The organism is Planctopirus limnophila DSM 3776, from assembly GCF_000092105.1.
Lineage (GTDB): Bacteria > Planctomycetota > Planctomycetia > Planctomycetales > Planctomycetaceae > Planctopirus > Planctopirus limnophila.
Genome location: NC_014148.1, coordinates 5293509 through 5310943 on the forward strand (window position 1 = coordinate 5293509; position 17435 = coordinate 5310943).

The 17435-nt window shown below is 54.7% G+C and carries 13 protein-coding genes; 7 read left to right on the plus strand and 6 right to left on the minus strand.

Annotation, left to right across the window (positions count from 1 at the left end):
• Positions 1 to 145 precede the first annotated feature (145 nt).
• A complete protein-coding gene (locus PLIM_RS21220) occupies positions 146 to 3307 on the minus strand; it encodes an HlyD family efflux transporter periplasmic adaptor subunit (RefSeq protein ID WP_013112369.1) in 3162 nt (1053 codons plus the stop codon).
• Positions 3308 to 3893: 586 nt separating this feature from the next.
• Between PLIM_RS21220 and PLIM_RS24850 the strand changes: the two genes are divergently transcribed.
• The 3 genes from PLIM_RS24850 (at position 3894) to PLIM_RS21245 (ending at position 6232) form a co-directional block, all read left to right on the plus strand.
• Positions 3894 to 4928 carry a peptidoglycan recognition protein family protein gene (locus PLIM_RS24850; protein WP_230849361.1) on the plus strand — a complete coding sequence of 345 codons (1035 nt, stop codon included), beginning with the start codon at positions 3894 to 3896 and terminating at the stop codon, positions 4926 to 4928.
• The gene (locus PLIM_RS21240; RefSeq protein ID WP_013112372.1) at positions 4925 to 5692 is read left to right on the plus strand and encodes an alpha/beta hydrolase; all 768 of its coding nucleotides are present in this window, start codon (positions 4925 to 4927) and stop codon (positions 5690 to 5692) included. The genes PLIM_RS24850 and PLIM_RS21240 overlap by 4 nt, the downstream gene beginning before the upstream one ends.
• A 129-nt stretch (positions 5693 to 5821) precedes the next feature.
• Positions 5822 to 6232, plus strand: coding sequence for a nuclear transport factor 2 family protein (locus PLIM_RS21245; protein WP_013112373.1), 411 nt, complete (start codon positions 5822 to 5824; stop codon positions 6230 to 6232).
• 174 nt (positions 6233 to 6406) lie between these two features.
• Here the strand turns inward: PLIM_RS21245 and PLIM_RS21250 are convergent, their stop codons facing one another.
• Complete coding sequence (locus PLIM_RS21250) at positions 6407 to 6907, minus strand: hypothetical protein (RefSeq protein ID WP_148227218.1); 501 nt, start codon at positions 6905 to 6907, stop codon at positions 6407 to 6409.
• Positions 6908 to 7209: 302 nt separating this feature from the next.
• Positions 7210 to 9732: a GTPase family protein gene (locus PLIM_RS21255; RefSeq protein ID WP_013112375.1), complete on the minus strand. Its 2523-nt coding sequence runs from the start codon at positions 9730 to 9732 to the stop codon at positions 7210 to 7212.
• 290 nt (positions 9733 to 10022) lie between these two features.
• Between PLIM_RS21255 and infA the strand changes: the two genes are divergently transcribed.
• The 4 genes from infA to PLIM_RS21280 all read left to right on the plus strand — a co-directional run bounded on the left by infA (position 10023) and on the right by PLIM_RS21280 (position 13452).
• Entirely contained in the window at positions 10023 to 10241 is a 219-nt protein-coding gene (gene infA / locus PLIM_RS21260; protein ID WP_013112376.1) for a translation initiation factor IF-1, read from the plus strand.
• A gap of 232 nt (positions 10242 to 10473) precedes the next feature.
• Positions 10474 to 11004 carry a ribonuclease HI gene (rnhA, locus tag PLIM_RS21265; RefSeq protein ID WP_013112377.1) on the plus strand — a complete coding sequence of 177 codons (531 nt, stop codon included), beginning with the start codon at positions 10474 to 10476 and terminating at the stop codon, positions 11002 to 11004.
• A 301-nt stretch (positions 11005 to 11305) separates the two neighbouring features.
• Positions 11306 to 12652, plus strand: a complete 1347-nt coding sequence (locus PLIM_RS21275) for an SGNH/GDSL hydrolase family protein (RefSeq protein WP_013112378.1) — start codon at positions 11306 to 11308, stop codon at positions 12650 to 12652.
• 182 nt (positions 12653 to 12834) lie between these two features.
• Positions 12835 to 13452, plus strand: a complete 618-nt coding sequence (locus tag PLIM_RS21280; protein ID WP_013112379.1) for a putative signal transducing protein — start codon at positions 12835 to 12837, stop codon at positions 13450 to 13452.
• Between the two features lie 190 nt (positions 13453 to 13642).
• Here PLIM_RS21280 and PLIM_RS21285 read toward each other — a convergent pair whose 3' ends face one another.
• From PLIM_RS21285 to PLIM_RS21295, 3 genes are all read right to left on the minus strand, one after another.
• Complete coding sequence (locus PLIM_RS21285; RefSeq protein WP_013112380.1) at positions 13643 to 15103, minus strand: DUF1501 domain-containing protein; 1461 nt, start codon at positions 15101 to 15103, stop codon at positions 13643 to 13645.
• Positions 15104 to 15541: 438 nt separating this feature from the next.
• Complete coding sequence (locus PLIM_RS21290; RefSeq protein WP_013112381.1) at positions 15542 to 16396, minus strand: SPFH domain-containing protein; 855 nt, start codon at positions 16394 to 16396, stop codon at positions 15542 to 15544.
• Positions 16397 to 16582: 186 nt separating this feature from the next.
• On the minus strand, positions 16583 to 17140 hold the full coding sequence (locus PLIM_RS21295) for a hypothetical protein (protein ID WP_013112382.1): 558 nt from the start codon (positions 17138 to 17140) through the stop codon (positions 16583 to 16585).
• Positions 17141 to 17435: the final 295 nt, after the last annotated feature.

The window sequence follows — 17435 nt, forward strand, 5'->3', positions numbered from 1 at the left end:
GTCTCGATTCAACCAGGGTTTATTGGCGAACTCAGATCTCTCATCCTTCGCTGGGCTACACTGCCTTTGGGAAACCCACGCTCCTGAAGTATGACAGAAACATGGACGCAACGGGTGCGATGGCAAAAATCCAGAGTCTTCTTGCTCATCGCCCTCCCGCTGGATGATCAGGGGACGACAGGGGGCCGCGAGCACCGATCCATGCTTCAGATTCGCGATAGCGCCACGATCTGGTGGGCGAACTGCCCTCTAGGGGGACAAAGTACCCTGGTTCTCCGGGCAACCCGGATTCGAACTCGAGGTCGCCCACACCCCGCATGCCGTCCTGGAAAATAAAGTACTCTCCCGGGACTCGGAAGTCGGCCGGACGTGTGCTCCAGTTGTTGCACATGGCGTCGGACATTGGACCAAAGTTCGCCGCGCCGACCGCAGGGTCGACGTGACACTCAGGTCCCGTCGGGGAGATGAACAGGTTCTGATAGACGCAGATACGGCGTCGGCGATCACATTGACCGACCTCGACGAACGAAATGCCCGCCTCGCTTGCCTGGAATGTGTTGTTGATGACCTCGATCTTGTTCCAAACCGTGGCGGGGCCGGTGATGCGAACCGGCAACCTCGTATCGTTGAAAACAGAGCCCTTCACCGACAGTTCTGCGACAGCAACACGCAGGTCGATCCCCTGCTGCATTGGTCCCGGGAAGTCGCAACGGGATATTGTGAGTTCCAACCGCGACATCGCCTCTCCACCGGTTGCCCCCACTGACACTGCCGTCGTCAATCGCCGGTTCGCTTGAAACACGCAATTCTCCAGTTGGAGTTTCGCCGGCTCGTTCGTGACAGCACCCAGAACTTCCAATCCCGATCGCTGAAATCCCGAACATCTCAAACCAATCAATTCCACGGAACGGCCGACCAACCCCAATGACAGGCAGGTCGCCTGGGCGGCTGCATCAAAAAACAGCCGCTCCAGCTGGATTTTTCCCGGGCTGCGGACTGTCAATGCAGGGAGTTTTCCGCGCGGGCGAATGACCACCAGCGCATCGGCGGCAGCGCGAATCGTCAGCTTACCCGCGAATGTCTCGTCAATCAGAAGTTCCTCGACGTAAGTTCCCTCGGCAACTTCGATTGTCACTTCAGTGGATTTCAACTGATCCGCGTAAGTCTGCCGGAGTCGTTCACCGGCCAGCGTGATTGCTGAAGAGATCGTCGTGTGTTGTTGTTCCGGCCCGACACTCAATGCCAAAGATGGTTTCGCCTTCTCCTTTGAGGGCTTCACCACTGTCTCTGGTGATCCCCGACGTCGCAGAAACCACACTCCACCCCCAGCGACTACAACCACAGCCACGCCTCCTGCGATCCAGATGGGCAGACCAATCGGTTCCGGCGGTAGTGGAGGAGGAGCCGCGGGACGCGTTGGCGGCTTTCGCGGTGGTGTCTTTTCTTCAATGGCCGATGTCGATGCCTCTTTCGTTGGCTCCGGCGTTGCTCGTCTGGGCAGGCGGGTGGTTTTTGCCAGTTCGTCCCGCACATCCGGCGGCAAAGCCGCATAAACACGCTCACGGTGCTGATCGCGGATCTTTCGAAGGAGTTTTTTGCCAGTATCTCCCTTAATCGACTTGAGTGCCAAATCCTTCAAGACGCTACTCGCCTCAGACAAATTCGACTTCAGTGTCTTCGCCAGTTCCTGCCGCTGTTCTTCACTCAGCGACATACGTGCCAGCGGGTTAATCGCTCCCGGTTCACTGCCTGAAACTTCGCTCACGAGTGTTTGCACCTGAGCCAACTGACGTTCATCAAGAATCGACTGCACGTCCGTCTGGAAGTGCTCGCTGATGGACCGGCAGGCAGCCGCGAACGCCAGATACTCGGACATGCCTTCGATTTCGGCCAGATCCTTCAGCAGCGCTTCATCGGCGAGTTCACCCAGCGACGCGAAATCCAAGAGGCCTTCACGTTCCAGTTCCTCACGATAGGAGGTCAGCAGAGCTTCGATCTCCCCCAATTGCTCGGGTGTAATCCCCAGCGCCCCCTGAGCCGCCAGCAGCTCATCGAGAGGAAAACCTTCAATCTTCAGAGTTTGCAACAAGCCCTCGGGAACGGCACCAAGTTGCGATGCGGCCTCCGGTGGGAGTTGGACCTCCAGATTGTCTAAAGCCGCTTGCATGTCTTCTGGAGTCATGTCAGCTGCCGCAAGCAGCCGCTGGATTTCAGAGTCCAGTGGAAGAGGTGCGGCGTTGATCCCCGACGTGTCCCCAGTGGCTGTCGCCGAACTCCCGCCAGTTCCACCCAAGTTCGGCGAAGTTTCCGCCCCCGTCGTCGGGCTGCCATTCGTCGGCGGAACGCCGTCAGACGCGACGGGCTGAGCATTCGCCGCAGGCGAAATCGCGACAGCAGCATCTCGTTCTCCACCTGTTGTCGGGCGATGCGCTTCGGGAACTTTTTCCGATCGGCTGTTGGCCTCCGCGAGCGTTTGCACAGTCCCGGTGTCGGTCAGAGGCGGACTGGCGGGTATCGCAACCCGATCCCCTACTTGAATGCTGCGTTGCGGATTGGACACGACCGCGTAAGCCAGCCCTCCGCCGGGCAAAAGCTTCTCCAATAACGGCAAAGCTTCTGCCAATGGTCTAGTCGTCAGAACCCGGGCGATATGGCTCTCGCCGGCAATCGACACCGAGACGCGAGTCCCCGTCTGAACCAGGTTTTTGGCGAACGGAAACGCAAACAGAAACCGCGAATCATCCACAATTGTCAGGAGTGTTTCGCCCGCGCGGACATATTGACCGTCTGAAACATGCAGGCGGGCGATCTGGCCGGAAAACGGAGCCCGGTACGTCATCTCAGCCCACTCCGCCTCGGCAGCGATTCGCGCCAGTCTGGCGCCTTCGTATCGCTCTGTGCGGATGGCTCGCTCAAGATCGTCCGGGGCTGAATCCCGCAGGATTTCATACTCCCTCTCGACCGCCCGCGCCTTCTCGACCAGAAGTCGCTGATGACGATCATCCAACGACACAAGCGTCACAAAGGCGGCCGCACGCGCCCCCGGCTTCACCGAAACGGAATCCACGCATCCGGAATGGACCGCATGGACGACCGTTTCGCGAAACGGCCGCAATCTCAGTTGGACCCTGCTAAGTGGTGCTGCCGGACGAATGTGAGACGGGGTTTCAGCTTGTCCGCCGAAAGCTGTACTGACAGTCGAGGCGGATCGAAAGGGTGTACCATTTTCGGGCGGGTTGGCCGGTGTTTGTCCGGCCGCGACTGTTGCGAAGCTCAGCCAAAAAGTCATCACAAAAGGAAGTCTCATCTGCCATGCCCTCTGCGGCCGACCAGGTTTTCGAATCCAGCGACACGGTAAAACAAAATGGGATCGAATAACATAGGCTGGACTTGCCAAGGCTCAGGCCTCGAAACCTTCAGAGGTGTGATGACGGGATGTTCGACTCACAATCTCTGCGGCGCGGCACTGGAGAAAGTGCCATCTCACTGTTGCCTGAATGAAACATCACGCATCCCATCACGGGCACTTGTTGCTCCGATTTCCCGCATGATCGCACCAGGTGTCGTGATCGGTATTCTCGGTGAGCGTTGTGTGATTCATCCCACTTCAATGAGAATTCAGATTCCCTCGTAAAACTCATGAAAAGGGATGCAAGGCGAGTTGTGGGTATTCTGCATAATCTGCGTGATCTTTCAGGAGTACGTTTATGCCCGCAAACTCCATGCAGAATGCCGAAGTCACCAATCATCGTCGCTCAGGATCGGCGTCAACTGCTGGTCACGACAGACTTTGCGTTGACACTTTCGGAGGCCATTTTTACACTCCCGACGACCTCGCCGGGCAGGATTCCGGCCTTTGGGTGGTTTGCAGTGTTTGGGCAAGGAGGCGTCGCGTGTCGACGATCAGCCACATCCTGAAGAGCCTTCATTGCCCGGTGCTGTGGCTTGCGTCGAGCTGTTTCCTGATGCTTAGCGGCTGTGCTGATGGCCTGTGGTCTGGCACTGAAGATCATCAACTGGGCCCCTGGCCTGAGCCTGTCGTGATCGTGATTGGCGAGAGTTCCAGCGAGATGATTGACGTTTCCCACATCGAGTCAGCCAACGCCTCGAACAGTGCTGCAACTTTAGACGCTCAAGAGCCACAACGAATGGCTCATCAAGCGGCCAAACCTGTGATCGATGATGTCCGCCATCTCGATGAAACACCTGGCTCGACAGGTCTCGTCATTCAGGTGAGACACGAATCAACCGCCCACGAATCGATGCGGCTGGCGCAGGCACTCTTTGCCATTCAACCTGAGATCGACTCACCACGAGAACAGGCTGCCAACGGATCGGTGGTCAAGTCTTTGCCATTCATTCATCAGCCGGCGAAAAGCCCGCTCAAGCCGTGGAAATACCTTGTGCTGCATCACACGGCAACGACATCGGGAGATGTCGAGAGCATTCATCAGAGTCACTTGAAGAACAAAGATCGATCGGGCAATCGCTGGCTGGGGATTGGTTATCACTTTGTGATTGGCAATGGTGATGGCATGCCCGATGGTGAGATTGCCCCGACTTTTCGGTGGCATCAGCAACTGCCGGGAGCCCATGCCGGAAACAAAGAGTTTAACGACTGCGGGATTGGCATCGTGCTGGTCGGAAACTTTGCGAAAAAACCACCCACAGAAGCTCAAGTCAGCGCTACCAAACGCCTCGTTTCTGATTTAGCTAATGAGTTCGTGATCGAGAGTTCCTGCATTATTGGCCATGGGACGGTCAGGGCTACGGAATGCCCTGGTCGCTACTTTCCTATGGATGTTGTCAAGAAGGGTCTCGGGATTGGTCATGAAGGCCAGCCTGATGCCGAGCCACCGCATGCCACACCGCCCGGAAAAACTGCGGCAGCGACTCCCCGTCGCACGAAGGGAAGCAATTCGCAATGAACGGCAATTCACAGTCGCATTCCTCCGACGATCAGTTTTTTACTCATGATCGGCATCAACCGGTGCACTATCCGGTTTATCCCGAGATCGATGCCAAACCCGATCAGGGTGAGTTCTCGAAAGGTTCGGGAACAAATCACGTCTGGCAAGCAGAAGTTGTGCTGCCTGAGAAGCACGAGCCCGCCTATGCGTACCCTGTTCTCATCTGGTTGCATGGTGATGGCCAGAATGAAGCAGACGGGATTGCGGCCATTCATCGCGCCAGTGACCAGAACATGATTGGCATTGCACTGCGTGGCGATACCACCGTTCGCGGGGGCTATGCCTGGAATGCTGATCCGCTGGCTCTGGCGAGCTTTATCGATGCGCTGATCTTGAGTCTGTCTGTCCAGCATCGCATTCATACAGATCGCATCTTTATTGGTGGGTATGAATCGGGAGCGAATCTGGCACTGCAACTCCTCCTGGCCAGCCCGGCCACTTACTGTGGAGCGGCTGTCCTTTGCCCACTGATGAAGTCACTGTCACTTCCCGCAGAAATGACACGCCTGGCCCGCGGGCGCAAAGTGCTGGTCGCTTCTCAACTGAGTGGCAGCCCGACTCATCTGATTGACCTCGTCGAGTTTGATCGTCATCTGGAACATCTCGGACTTGATGTCCGTTCGTGCTATTATCAGCCCACCGCTCGAAAACTGACTCAGCGAATGCTCCGCGATGTCGATCACTGGATGATCAGCACACTTTCCTCAGCAGTCGGGGTTTAGCTCTGGCTGTTTGGCCTTAGGACGCTGCCGGACCTTCTGTGCGATTTCCAGAGGAGGTTCGGCAGGTCGCACTTCATTCATCCATTTATTTATTCATGCGAACGGAAGTTCCAGCAGAAAGCCAACGCCATGTCAGGAAATGTGGGCGCTGGTCGTCATGCCGATGAGCTGGCCATTCGGACGGTCCAGTATCGCTGGCTGGAAGCGACGAGGAAGTTCGATCGGCAGGTGCTCAGTTCGCTCATGACAGATGACGTGGTGTTCCTCACGCCAGGGCGCCTGCCTTTCGGAAAGGAAGAGTTTCTGGCGGCTTGCGAGCAGAACGACCAGCGGGTGATCATTGAAGCGTCGGCGACCTTTGAGGAAATCGTGATTGTCGAGCCAATGGCCTACACGCGGACGCATCTGCACATCAAGGTGACACCGCGCAGCGGAGGTGCAGTGCGCGAACTGGCCGGCCATGCGATGTCGATCTTTCGCAGGTCTATGTTTGGAGAGTGGCAACTGGCGCGAGATGCGAATCTGGTGGTGCCAATTTAATGCTGGCAGATCTCTGGCGACCAAAGTGAATACACGGTGGTGGCTCGGAGATTACAGACTGTTTACGGGATTTTTTAGATCCATCACGAATTCAGGGATATCTGCTAATTCCTCAGCCGGCATGAATGTTATGTCGATCAAAAATGGTGCATTCCGAGGACTTCATGCACCTTACTAAGAATCGTCTTCACTACGAACGGAGAATTTGGTTCCGTGAAGCCTGTTGATGTTGTCACGCACTTCCCCTCTTGTGACACCGTACTTGCGACGAAGTATGCGACGAACCGTTGAGGTGCCATACATTTCCGAAAAGCCTGCTAACTGCTTCTGGCAATCTCCCCAACCATCTTTTTGACAATCCGTGTACAAGCCGGGAAGTTGCTTCAGGGAAGGCCCGAGGCTCTGGTCAAAAGGATTCATCGGTGATTCTGCGAACAATCGATGTGACCGAAGAAACTCTACAAGGCACTCAGACCACCCTTGTTGATAACAACCCGGATAGTCACGCTTTAGATTCCATTCGACCGTTTGGTTACCAATGGTTTGCCAAACGAATGTTTCTGGCAAGTCGTCTGGGATTTTGACGACCATTTGCAATGAAATCCGATCTGCGAGCACTTCATCTCGCAAACGGAATCCCGCAAGAGCCGAAAGTCCCAGCAGCAACAGAATCACAACCAGGTTGCAGGGATATTGGCATATCAGTGAGATGGCATTCTTGCGGATTGCCTGAGACATAACGCAGTGAACTCGACTGATGTTGTCTGTCAGTGACGCAGAATAAATATGATCTGTACAAGTTCTGGATGGATACTACACACAGATGGAACAATAGTGAATGAGATATTGAATTGCGATGAGCGAGAGAAGGATTATGGTTCTATTCTCTGTTGCTGTTACCAATTTCTATGTACGCATTATAGGCAGTATATGATTGACAGGTTCACGGCAGAAGCATTGTTAGCGATGATTTACGATCACTTCAACGTCCCTTCAATCATCTTGAGGAGTTTGCGGCCTTCGTCTCTTGCGGTTTGCCACCACGCTTCCCAGTGATCCTGACGCGCGTGATGTGCATTGAGTAATAGCAATCCCTGGGCCTCAGGAAGCTGGGCAATGAGCAGGGGGATCAGGTATTCATCGATTCCATAGAGCCTGTTAGGTGTCTCTGGTGTGCCCGATTCAAGAGTTGTGGTACGTGCTTCCAGTCGAGTGGCGACCGGCACCCAGTGCCTGATCGTCGAGTGAAAGACCTCCTGATGGTATTGAACGACTTCGCGAACGGACACTTCTTTGGCGCTTGTCGCTGCTGGATTGAGGAATTGATAAGGGGGTGACCATTCGAGAGTCGGTCTCAGCAGATCGACTTTGGAAATGACACCCACGAGAAGTGGCGGTCGCTCCTGGGGATGCTGCTGGAAGTATTCCTGCAGTCGATGCATCAATTGCACATCTGGATCTTTAGCGGGATTGTTGGCAGCCATGACGAGCAGGACGACTTCGGCTTGCCGGGCTGCTTCAAGAATCGCTGCAAACTGCCTGGGAGAGAGTGTGGCATCGGTGTAGCCGGGAGTATCGAGGAGAACCACTTCGCCTGCGGACATGGGCAGGAGGCAGTGATATTCCGCCACACCTGAAGTGGCGGGGAGGACATCGACAAAGGCGGCCTGCTGCCTGAGGATGGCATTGATCAGGCTCGATTTTCCTGCTTTTACCTGCCCGACAACGGCCAGTTTGACCAGCGGGCTTAATGAGTCTTCGGCCTCACGTTCAACGGGAACCTCAGGTTGAGAATCGGATTTGTGTGAAGACGCTACAGGGGTGGCGGCTGCCAGAGAGAAGTTTTCGTCGATGATCAGTGGAGCGGGATGCCAGCTTTTCATTTGGGCATCGGCCAGACGAATTCCCGCCAGCCTCCAGCAGCGGGAGTACTCGTTGCGTAACCAGTCGTTGAACTGATCTTTGGAGATGGAGACGAGATTACCTGCCAGTTCGGCAGCAATGGTCCAGCCGATATTCTTGACGATCTCTGCCGGTGTTAAGGCGCGAATCCAGCGTGTCAGATTCCATGTTTTGCCAAGGGTGTCGAGCATGGGCCTCGTTTGCTCATAAGTCTCTCTGGCCTGAGTGGCTCGCTGTAGCCAGGTTTCGACCTGTCCGATGGTTAGTACTGTGGAAAGGGGCCAGGCAGCCATCATGGGCTCAAGATCGATCGCCAGAGATTCCACAACCATCAAGCCTTCGGGGACAGTGAGATCTTCCAGATGCAATCGACCGCGAGCACCAAGTGAGTTCCCGATCTTGCTCATCAACAACTGAAGATCCTTGCGGTAAGGATCGAATGTTTGAGCGGGAGGCCAGGGTCGCTCTTTGGCAAACGAGCCGATGGTTTCATCGATCGCCATGCGTGTGGACTGGCTGATGGGGGCTCTTTTCTGGGAAGACCACCAGTAGAAGGAGAGGCTCCAGCAGAGGGCTGTGACGATTCCCAGTGGCAGCCACCATTCATCCACAATCATTGCGTAAATGCCAATCAGCGCCAGCCAGAGATAAGGGATCAGCAGCAAGGTGTAAATCAGCCAGACACGCCAGGTGATGGGAAGTATCGGGCGGCGAACAGCCGGGGTAGTCTTTGCCAGTTTTCGTTCGAGTTCGGTGTATGCCTTGCTTCCCTTGCGCAAGGCTCCATTCGATAACGAGATCATCAATGTTCCGGCTTCACCAGCGATCTGTAGTAAAGCCGCCTGGAGAAACTCTCGGGAAAGCCCGTCCTGACAACGCCTCCAGATCAATCGGGGAATGATCACCAGCAGTAAAAAACTTATCATCCCACGAGCGAGTACCAAGCCGGTTTCCGATTCAAAAACGGTCGCGGCGAGGGCAGAGATCAGTAGCAGGAGACCACCGACGCCTGCTGCAATGCGATCAATCTGAATCTGGCGCCTCCGATAGATATTGGAAGCTCCCATGAGGAGCAGGCCTTCACGTGCGGAGATGATTTCGATCCCGGGAATGGCACTTGTCAGCCAATGGCGGAGTGATCGGGCAGCCAGACTTGCCATGGCGACCAGTTCAATCACAGTGCGATCGCTGTAGGGTTGAGCGACACCGGGCCGGTAAATCTGCGCAATCGTACGGGCCATGCTCCCCAGTGCATCGACGAGAAGTTGAAATCGAGCCTGAGGCGCGGGTGTTTGTTGTAGCTGGTGTTCGAGCTCGAGCTCGGCTTTCTGGACAATCTCGTAGGCTGCTTGATCCTGCCGGGAGACTCCTGTGGGCATGACGATCGGCGGGTGAGGAAAGAGTTTTTTACTCAGGATCCATTGGCGGAGCAGCAGTAAAGCGAATGACCAGCACAGGAGAGCCAGGACTGAGGTATAGCCTGTGAAAGCACTGAGGAGTGGTCGCCAGATCCAGTCGAGAATGCCAGCGATCATCGCACCGATCAGGGGGAGTACGAAGAGTAACCCTGGGCCATAGCGGTAGATCAATCGCGACATCCTGAGGATTCTCCAGGTCGGGACGAAGGCATAGCAGACGACGCGAGCAATCAAAGAACAACACAAATCGTTATTTATAAGGCAGTTGTGAAAAGCAAGTGGTGCTGAATACTGATGTCAGTCCGCTGGATTCTACTACGATGAGATTTCAGTCTGCTTGGCGAAATTCCCGGGAACTCGTTCCGAATCAGGTGGTGGCAGAGTTCTGGACAACTCGTTAGAATCCGGGAGAGTCTGTATCAACAACGTAGCAGATTTATCCTTTTCAACGAAAGAACAGGCAACGAGTTATGGCGAAAGAAGAAGCCATCGAAGTGGATGGCGACGTCGTGGAGGCTCTGGCCAACACGCAATTTCGAGTATTGCTCTCGAATGGACATGAAGTTCTAGCTCACGTCGCGGGAAAAATGCGTAAACACTTCATCCGTATTGTGCCGGGTGACAAAGTGAAGGTGGAAGTGAGTCCTTACGATCTCAATCGTGGGCGAATTATCTTCCGCGAGCGTTAACAGATCGCGGTCTGCCCTGTGCTGGCCATCGCTGTCAATGCGCAAGGTATCGCATGCGCAGGTTACCTGTGCAAATCATGCTGCTGAGCGGAGATCCGCTCACCTTCAGCGATGTGGCGTTCGCTCTCAGCCCGGGCGGTTTTCATCCCCAGGGCTGGAGATGTTCGCCTGAGTGTGAGTGAACGTCTCGTTCCAAATTTTACGACTGGTTCATCCAGAGGTTTGCCAGACCATGTCAGCTCATCAGGCCGGGTCAACTGCTACCTCTGCCAGCGTTGTGGATCAGGAACAGTCTGCACTTCCTTTTGTGCAGCTCTTTACAGACGGGGCATGCAGTGGCAATCCTGGCCCGGGTGGTTGGGGTTACATTCTCCGGCATCCCGCCTCTGGCAAAGAGAAAGAGGCCAGTGGTGGCCTGGCTGAGACCACCAACAACCAGATGGAACTGCAGGCTGTTATTGAAGGTCTTAAAGCCCTCAAAAGCCGTTCTCGGGTGGAAGTGGTGACCGATAGCAGCTACGTCGCCAAAGGGTCCTGCGAGTGGTTGCCCGGTTGGAAGCGTAATGGCTGGCAACGCAAAGAGGGCAAATCCTTCAAGCCGGTCAAAAACGTTGAATACTGGCAAGCTCTTGATCAACTACTCGCAAGGCATCAGGTGCAGTTTAAGCTGATCAAGGGGCATGCCGGTCATGCGGAGAATGAGCGCTGCGATGTGCTGGCTGTCGCTGCTGCTGCCGCCGCCAAAGCCTCTGCCAACGGCTGATCGTCATTGTGGCTGATGACCACGCCCTTCCGCACTGTTCAGTTTTCCGGGCCATCAGGTTCGTGCCACACAACGCGTGAAAAGAATAGCGGCAGCACACGCGAAACATGCGGCTTCCTGCTGTCGTCAGGATACGACCACCGAGATTATGAAGCGCTGGTGATCAGTTCGCCGACCGGTCCGTGATTTCCAGCGACAGTTCGCTTGGGATCGTCCTTAAAGTGTGATTGCGACTTTCCCATCGATAGACTCATGCCATGACTGGCCACTTGCCCCGATCCCTCCCTGAGAGAGGCTTTCCATGAGTTGTCGCACGATGCCGCCATCCCGGCCCATTCGCCAAATCTCTGCTTTCTTGCTGCTCGTGATGACTTGGCTGGCCTGGCAACTTGCCAGTGTTGCGATCATCGCAGCGGACGCTCCGGCCTTCAAAGAGGCGGTGGAATGCCATCCGCGAGGAGGTTTGCCCAATGTTCGAGCGAAGATCGAAGCTGGACAGCCTGTGAAGGTTGCCTATCTGGGGGGCAGCATTACGGCTGCAGCCGGCTGGCGTGTGCTTTCCCGTGAATGGCTGACGAAGCAATACCCGGGCGTTCCATTCGAGCAGATTGATGCCGCCATTGGTGGCACGGGTTCCGATCTGGGGGTATTCCGGCTGAAGAATGATGTTCTCCGTCACGGGCCCGATCTGCTTTTTGTTGAGTTTGCTGTGAACGATGGGGGTGCTCCCCCGGAACAGATTCATAAGGCGATGGAAGGAATTGTCCGCCAGACCTGGAGGGCGAACCCCACGACCGACATTGTCTTCGTCTACACGGTCAGCGAGCCATTTCTGGAACAGCTTCGCAATGGCAAGATGCAGCGATCAGCCAGTACGATGGAAGATGTTGCTGAACACTACAAGATTCCTTCGATTCATTTGGGTGTAAAAGTCGTTCAACTGGAGAAAGATGGTGAGCTGGTTTTCAAAGCTCCCCGACCAGCCGACATTCGCGAGGCGAGGCCACTTGTCTTTTCGACGGATGGTGTCCATCCCCATGTGGAGACAGGCCACGAAGTCTATGCCGCCACGATTGCCCGCTGCTGGCCGGCCATTATGGAGGCCAGTGGGAAGCCGGCTGACCATGCACTCGATCAGCCATTACGGACCGATAACTTCGAGCGGGCCCAGCAGATTCCGATCACGGCAAACATGCTCAAAGGGACCTGGAAAAAGCTGCCTGCTGATCACACGCTGTCGCGGCGATTTGCCCGGAACATGCCCGAGCTTTATGAAGCGGAAGCTCCAGGCGGTGCACTCGAATTCACGATTGAAGGTTCCACACTGGCGATCTTTGACCTGCTGGGGCCGGACGGTGGGCGGTTAAAGATCATGTGGGATGATCTGCCGCCAACTTATCAGAACCGGATTGACCCGTATTGTACTTATCACCGCATGGGAAAGACGGCGATTGCCAGCGAGCGGCCCGCAGGGCGACATCACGTGCGGATTGAACTCACGCCGGAAAAGCTCAATAAGCGGGAGATTCTCTTCGAACACAACCGCAAAGATTACGATGACCACCCCGAAAAGTATGCCGACCACAAGTGGATCGTGGGCTCCATCCTGCTGATTGGCGACATTGTCACGGATGAACCTGCACGATAACAATTATCTATACGGATTTTTTTAAGAACCCGCTCATTTATATAGTACAAATGAACGTACAAAACGAATCCGCTTTATCAAGTCCATCTGTTGAGCACATCACCTGTGATACAATGTTTCAAAGAAAGCCAGTGATTCGTTAAGGTCTTCTCAGAAACTCATCACTTTATGGAATTGCAGGAATGAGCCACGATCTCGTGACGCTGCGCGTTTTCTGGAACGAAGTCGAGGCCAACATCGCGGCGTCAATCTTACGAAGAGAAAACATCAAGGTCTATCTGAGTGGTGGCGAAATTGCGTCGATGGATTGGACTCTCGCCAACGCTATTGGAGGGATTCGTCTTCAAGTCGCTGAACAAGATGTGGAAAGATCGGAAGAACTTCTCGAACTTGCTGTCAGCGAAGATGCCGACACCTTACAGGCACGAACCGAAGAGAATGGCTCTGGCAATCCAGACAAGGCTGATGACCATGAATCAAACTGGGATGAGGATGAGCTGCCCGATAGGTATCAACTCTCCGACGATGCTGCCCGTCGATATGAAGAAACTCTTTCATTGCGTGAGCAAAAGGCGGGTTACGCGTTGAGGTCTGCAACCATAGGTTTGCTGTTTATCCCGTTGCAGTTTTATACGGCATATCTGATTCATGAAGTTTATACATTAGAGGGTCAGCTTCGCTCCAGATATGTTCGCTACACATGGGTTGCCTGTCTTTTTGCAGCCCCTTGCTTAATGTTTATGGGAATTATGTTTGCGAAGCTGCTCGGGGCATTCCTGGAAACTTCTCTGGCTGACTAGTAACTAGAATGAAGAGCTGCCGGTGCCCCTCCTTATAAAACAGAAGCCACGTCGATGACGTTTCCATGGGATAAAGCAAACTCACTTTCAGTGTGTTGAACACCTCTCCGAGGAGCATATCGCCGCAAATAAAAGTTGAATTCCCCACAACTGGCGAATGCTACAAAAAAGTGGAGCCAATCGCATTGTTTCAAGCCAGCATTTCCGGAATCACGTGCCCGTGGACGTCGGTTAGGCGGAAGTCGCGGCCCTGGAAGCGGTAGGTCAGGCGTTCGTGATCCATACCCAGTAGATGCAGCATGGTGGCATGCAGATCGTGGACGTGCACTGGACGATCTTCAATGTTGTAACCAAAATCGCAGGTCCGGCCGACCACCGTCGCGGGCTTGATCCCACCACCCGCAAACCACATCGAGAAACACCGGGGATGGTGATCCCGGCCGTAGTTCTGCGGTGACGGGCGGCCCTGCGAATAACTTGTCCGGCCAAACTCTCCACCCCACACGACCAGGGTGTCCTCCAGCAAACCACGCTGTTTCAGATCAGCCACCAGGGCAGCGGAAGGCTGATCGGTCTCCCGGCACTGCGTCGAAATTCCTCCCGGTAAGCCGCCATGTTGATCCCAGCCCTGGTGATACAACTGGATAAACTTGACACCACGCTCTGCCAGGCGTCTTGCCAAGAGACAATTGGCGGCAAATGTGCCGGGCTTGCGGCTGTCGGGCCCATACATCTCGAAAGTGGCTTCGGTCTCGCCCGAAAGATCGGTGGCTTCTGGCACGCTGGCCTGCATACGAAATGCCATTTCATACTGGGCAATCCGCTGAGATAACTCAGGGTCGTGCGTCTCGACTTCACGCTCTTTCTGCAGTTGTGCCAATGTTTCGAGAGCAGCACGTCTTTGCTCGCGACTGACTCCCGGCGGATTGTTCAGATAAAGAACCGCATCTTTACCCGAGCGGAACTGAACTCCCTGATGCTGCGATGGAAGAAAGCCAGAGCCCCACAAGCGAGAATAGAGCGGCTGATCGGTTTTTCCACGAGTAATCAACACCACGAACGCGGGGAGATTCTCGTTATCACTTCCTAAACCATAGTTGAGCCAGGCACCAATACTGGGTCTACCGGCAATCTGAGAACCGGTCTGCAGGAACGTAATGGCTGGATCATGGTTGATCGCTTCTGTGTAGATGGAGCGGACGATGCAGAGGTCATCGACGATTTTGGCCGTATGTGGCAGTAAATCGCTGACCCACGCCTGTGCGGCACCATGCTGCTGAAAACCAAACTTCGATCCCACCATGATCAAAGAGGATTGATTGGCCGACATCCCGGTCAATCGCTGGCCTTGTCGGACAGAATCTGGCAAGGCTTCTCCAAAGCGATCGTTGAGGAGGGGCTTATAGTCGAAGGTTTCCAGTTGCGAAGGCCCACCACTTTGAAACAGGTAAATGACTCGTTTGGCTTTGGGGGCGAAATGTGGCTGACGTGTTGCAGTGGGTTCTGCCCCAAACGATAAACCTGATGTCGAGCCTGTCAGTAGATGAGCCAGGGCCAGACTTCCGCATCCATTCCCAGCCTGGGCCAGCCACTGGCGGCGAGCCATCGCACTGAGGTTAGGCCCATCAGATTTCGGGAGTGGTTGATTCATCGTCAGGGATCATTTCACAGGAAGTCGATAGCCAGCATGGCGAATGGTATCGCCACGAGATCGTGCGGGCTGGAACGAGTCCAAAACCTGCAGGCTAAAAAGAATTCTACGCTAATCAGAAATCAACAGCACGTTGAAAGTTCAGAAAAGCATGCTGGCTCGAAGTTGCATGTTTGACGTCTGGCTGGGGTCAAACGTCCTCGTTTGCCCCCAGATTGTTTGAATCTGATTGTTTATGGAGGATGTGCTCAAGTCGTGAATGCATATCGCGGATGCATTTGTGCCGGCAGCGTCCTGGAACTGGGGGCGGATGAAGACATCCGACCCCAACCACCCCGGTAAAGACCACGCCCTTCCGCAGAGCCTCCAGGGTCGTGCCACCCCTGGGACGTGCCACCTGAGACCGGGCCACCATGTAATACGGGAGTTCTGTTGTTATCACGACTCGGTGGTGGAGGAGCCTGTGCCGGGAGCATGTTTTCTGCCGCCGGCATGCACAGCGAGTACGGGTTGAGTTCGCTCGCCACTGCAAAGCACGACCAGTAGGTTCGAGATGAGCTGATCCCGGTCGGATTCCGAGAGTTCGAAGCCGCTGTCTCGCAGTCTTGTTACGGCATCTTTAACAATTTCGACGGCCCCTTCGACAATCGTCTTGCGGGCATCGATCAGAGCCATGGCCTGCTGACGCATCAGCATCGATTGAGCAATTTCGGGAGCGTAAGTCAGATCGTTGAGTCGCACCATCAGCACGCGAATTCCCGCTGGATTTACGGCATCCTGCAGTTCGGCCACAAAAGCCTGACTGACAATTTCGCTCTCTTTTTTGAGGCACGGGATGGCGGGATCGCTCGATTCGTAAGGGAAGAGCGAACTGACCCGCTTGACTACGGCCCCGGCCTGATCTCCCAGAAAGCGGTGGTAATCGGTCACATGCAGAGCGGCCTTGATGGTGTCTTCGACACGATAAACGACCACCGCACTGATCAGCACCGGGTTGCCATTTTTTTCCACCACGGTTTCGGTCGTCAGATTGTAGGTCGTATCACGGGTGGAGATTCTCTGGAGTGATCGGCCCACGGGATGAATCCAGCGGATCCCTTCGCTGCGCAGCGTCGTCAGATATTTGCCAAACCGCAAGACCACGACTTCTTCGCGCGGGCCCACAATGATGAACCCGAAGAGCAGAATGGGCGGAAAGATGACCGAGGCTGCAATGATCAGCCCCAGTTCCATCATGCCAGCGGTTTCGGCAGAAGGTTCTGAATATCGACTTGAAGGTTGAGTCGTGGACATCGCCATTTCCAGAATTTGGGGAAGCTCTTTATCGAACCTGCCCTCTGGAACGAGAAGTCCACGATCTCAGATCATTGCAAATTTTCGAATCTTTTAACGGGAGTTGGAAGTTGGGAGTTGGGAGTTGGGAGTACACAGCACGCATGGGATGAGGCGCACTGAAACTTGGAAATCCTTGAATCGGAATTATTCTGACTTGGTTGGTTCAATGGGAGTGGCAGGGATGGTTGCGGGCTGGGCATCCACTGCATTCGACTTGGTGGCTTGAACTTCGGCTGTGCTGGGTGTTGGGGCTGGTAGTTTGGCAGGGACGGCGACTTTCACATAGCCCGAAATGCCAATGATGATGGCCCCCAGAACGATGCCCACTGTCTGCCAGTAAGCCATGCGCGTGCGTACTTTTTCGGCCAGTCCAGAGCGTCCCACGAGCAGCGACGAGAGGAAGAACAGGCCAAAGGCCAGCAGCATCTTGGTGCCAATCAGGGCATGATAGATCGGCTGTCCTTTATGTTTGGGCATCGCCTGGAAGTAGTTATAAAAACCACTCACCAGGAAGAGCACAATCCCGATGTGTACAAACATCTTCCATCGGGAAATAATGGCGGATCGTAAGGCGAGATGCTGATCTTCAGGCAGCTTGCTCACCACGGGATAGATCACAAATCGCAAAAAGACACTCCCCCCGATAATCACGACGGCAGTTCCGATATGTGTCCAGCGGGAGAGGATGTCAACGGCTTCCATTTACTTAAACCTTATGCAAATAATGTGTTATGGCAGATTAATCAGCGAAGTTCAGTCGGTCGTATGGAGGCTAGGGAAGACCCAGCCTGTGGGATGCTCCGGCTCACATCCTTCGGCGGATGACATGAGACGAATCAGCCACGAGAGCATAACACGCTTCGGCTTGAACTTCTCAAAAGTCTAGCCACCACAAAGTTTTGCACCACTGAATCCTGTTTTTGCTGGCCTTGTGAGGTTCCCGATCGCTCCAGCGATTGTCTGGCGGGTTGTGTGATCGCCATGGACTGGAGCAGTG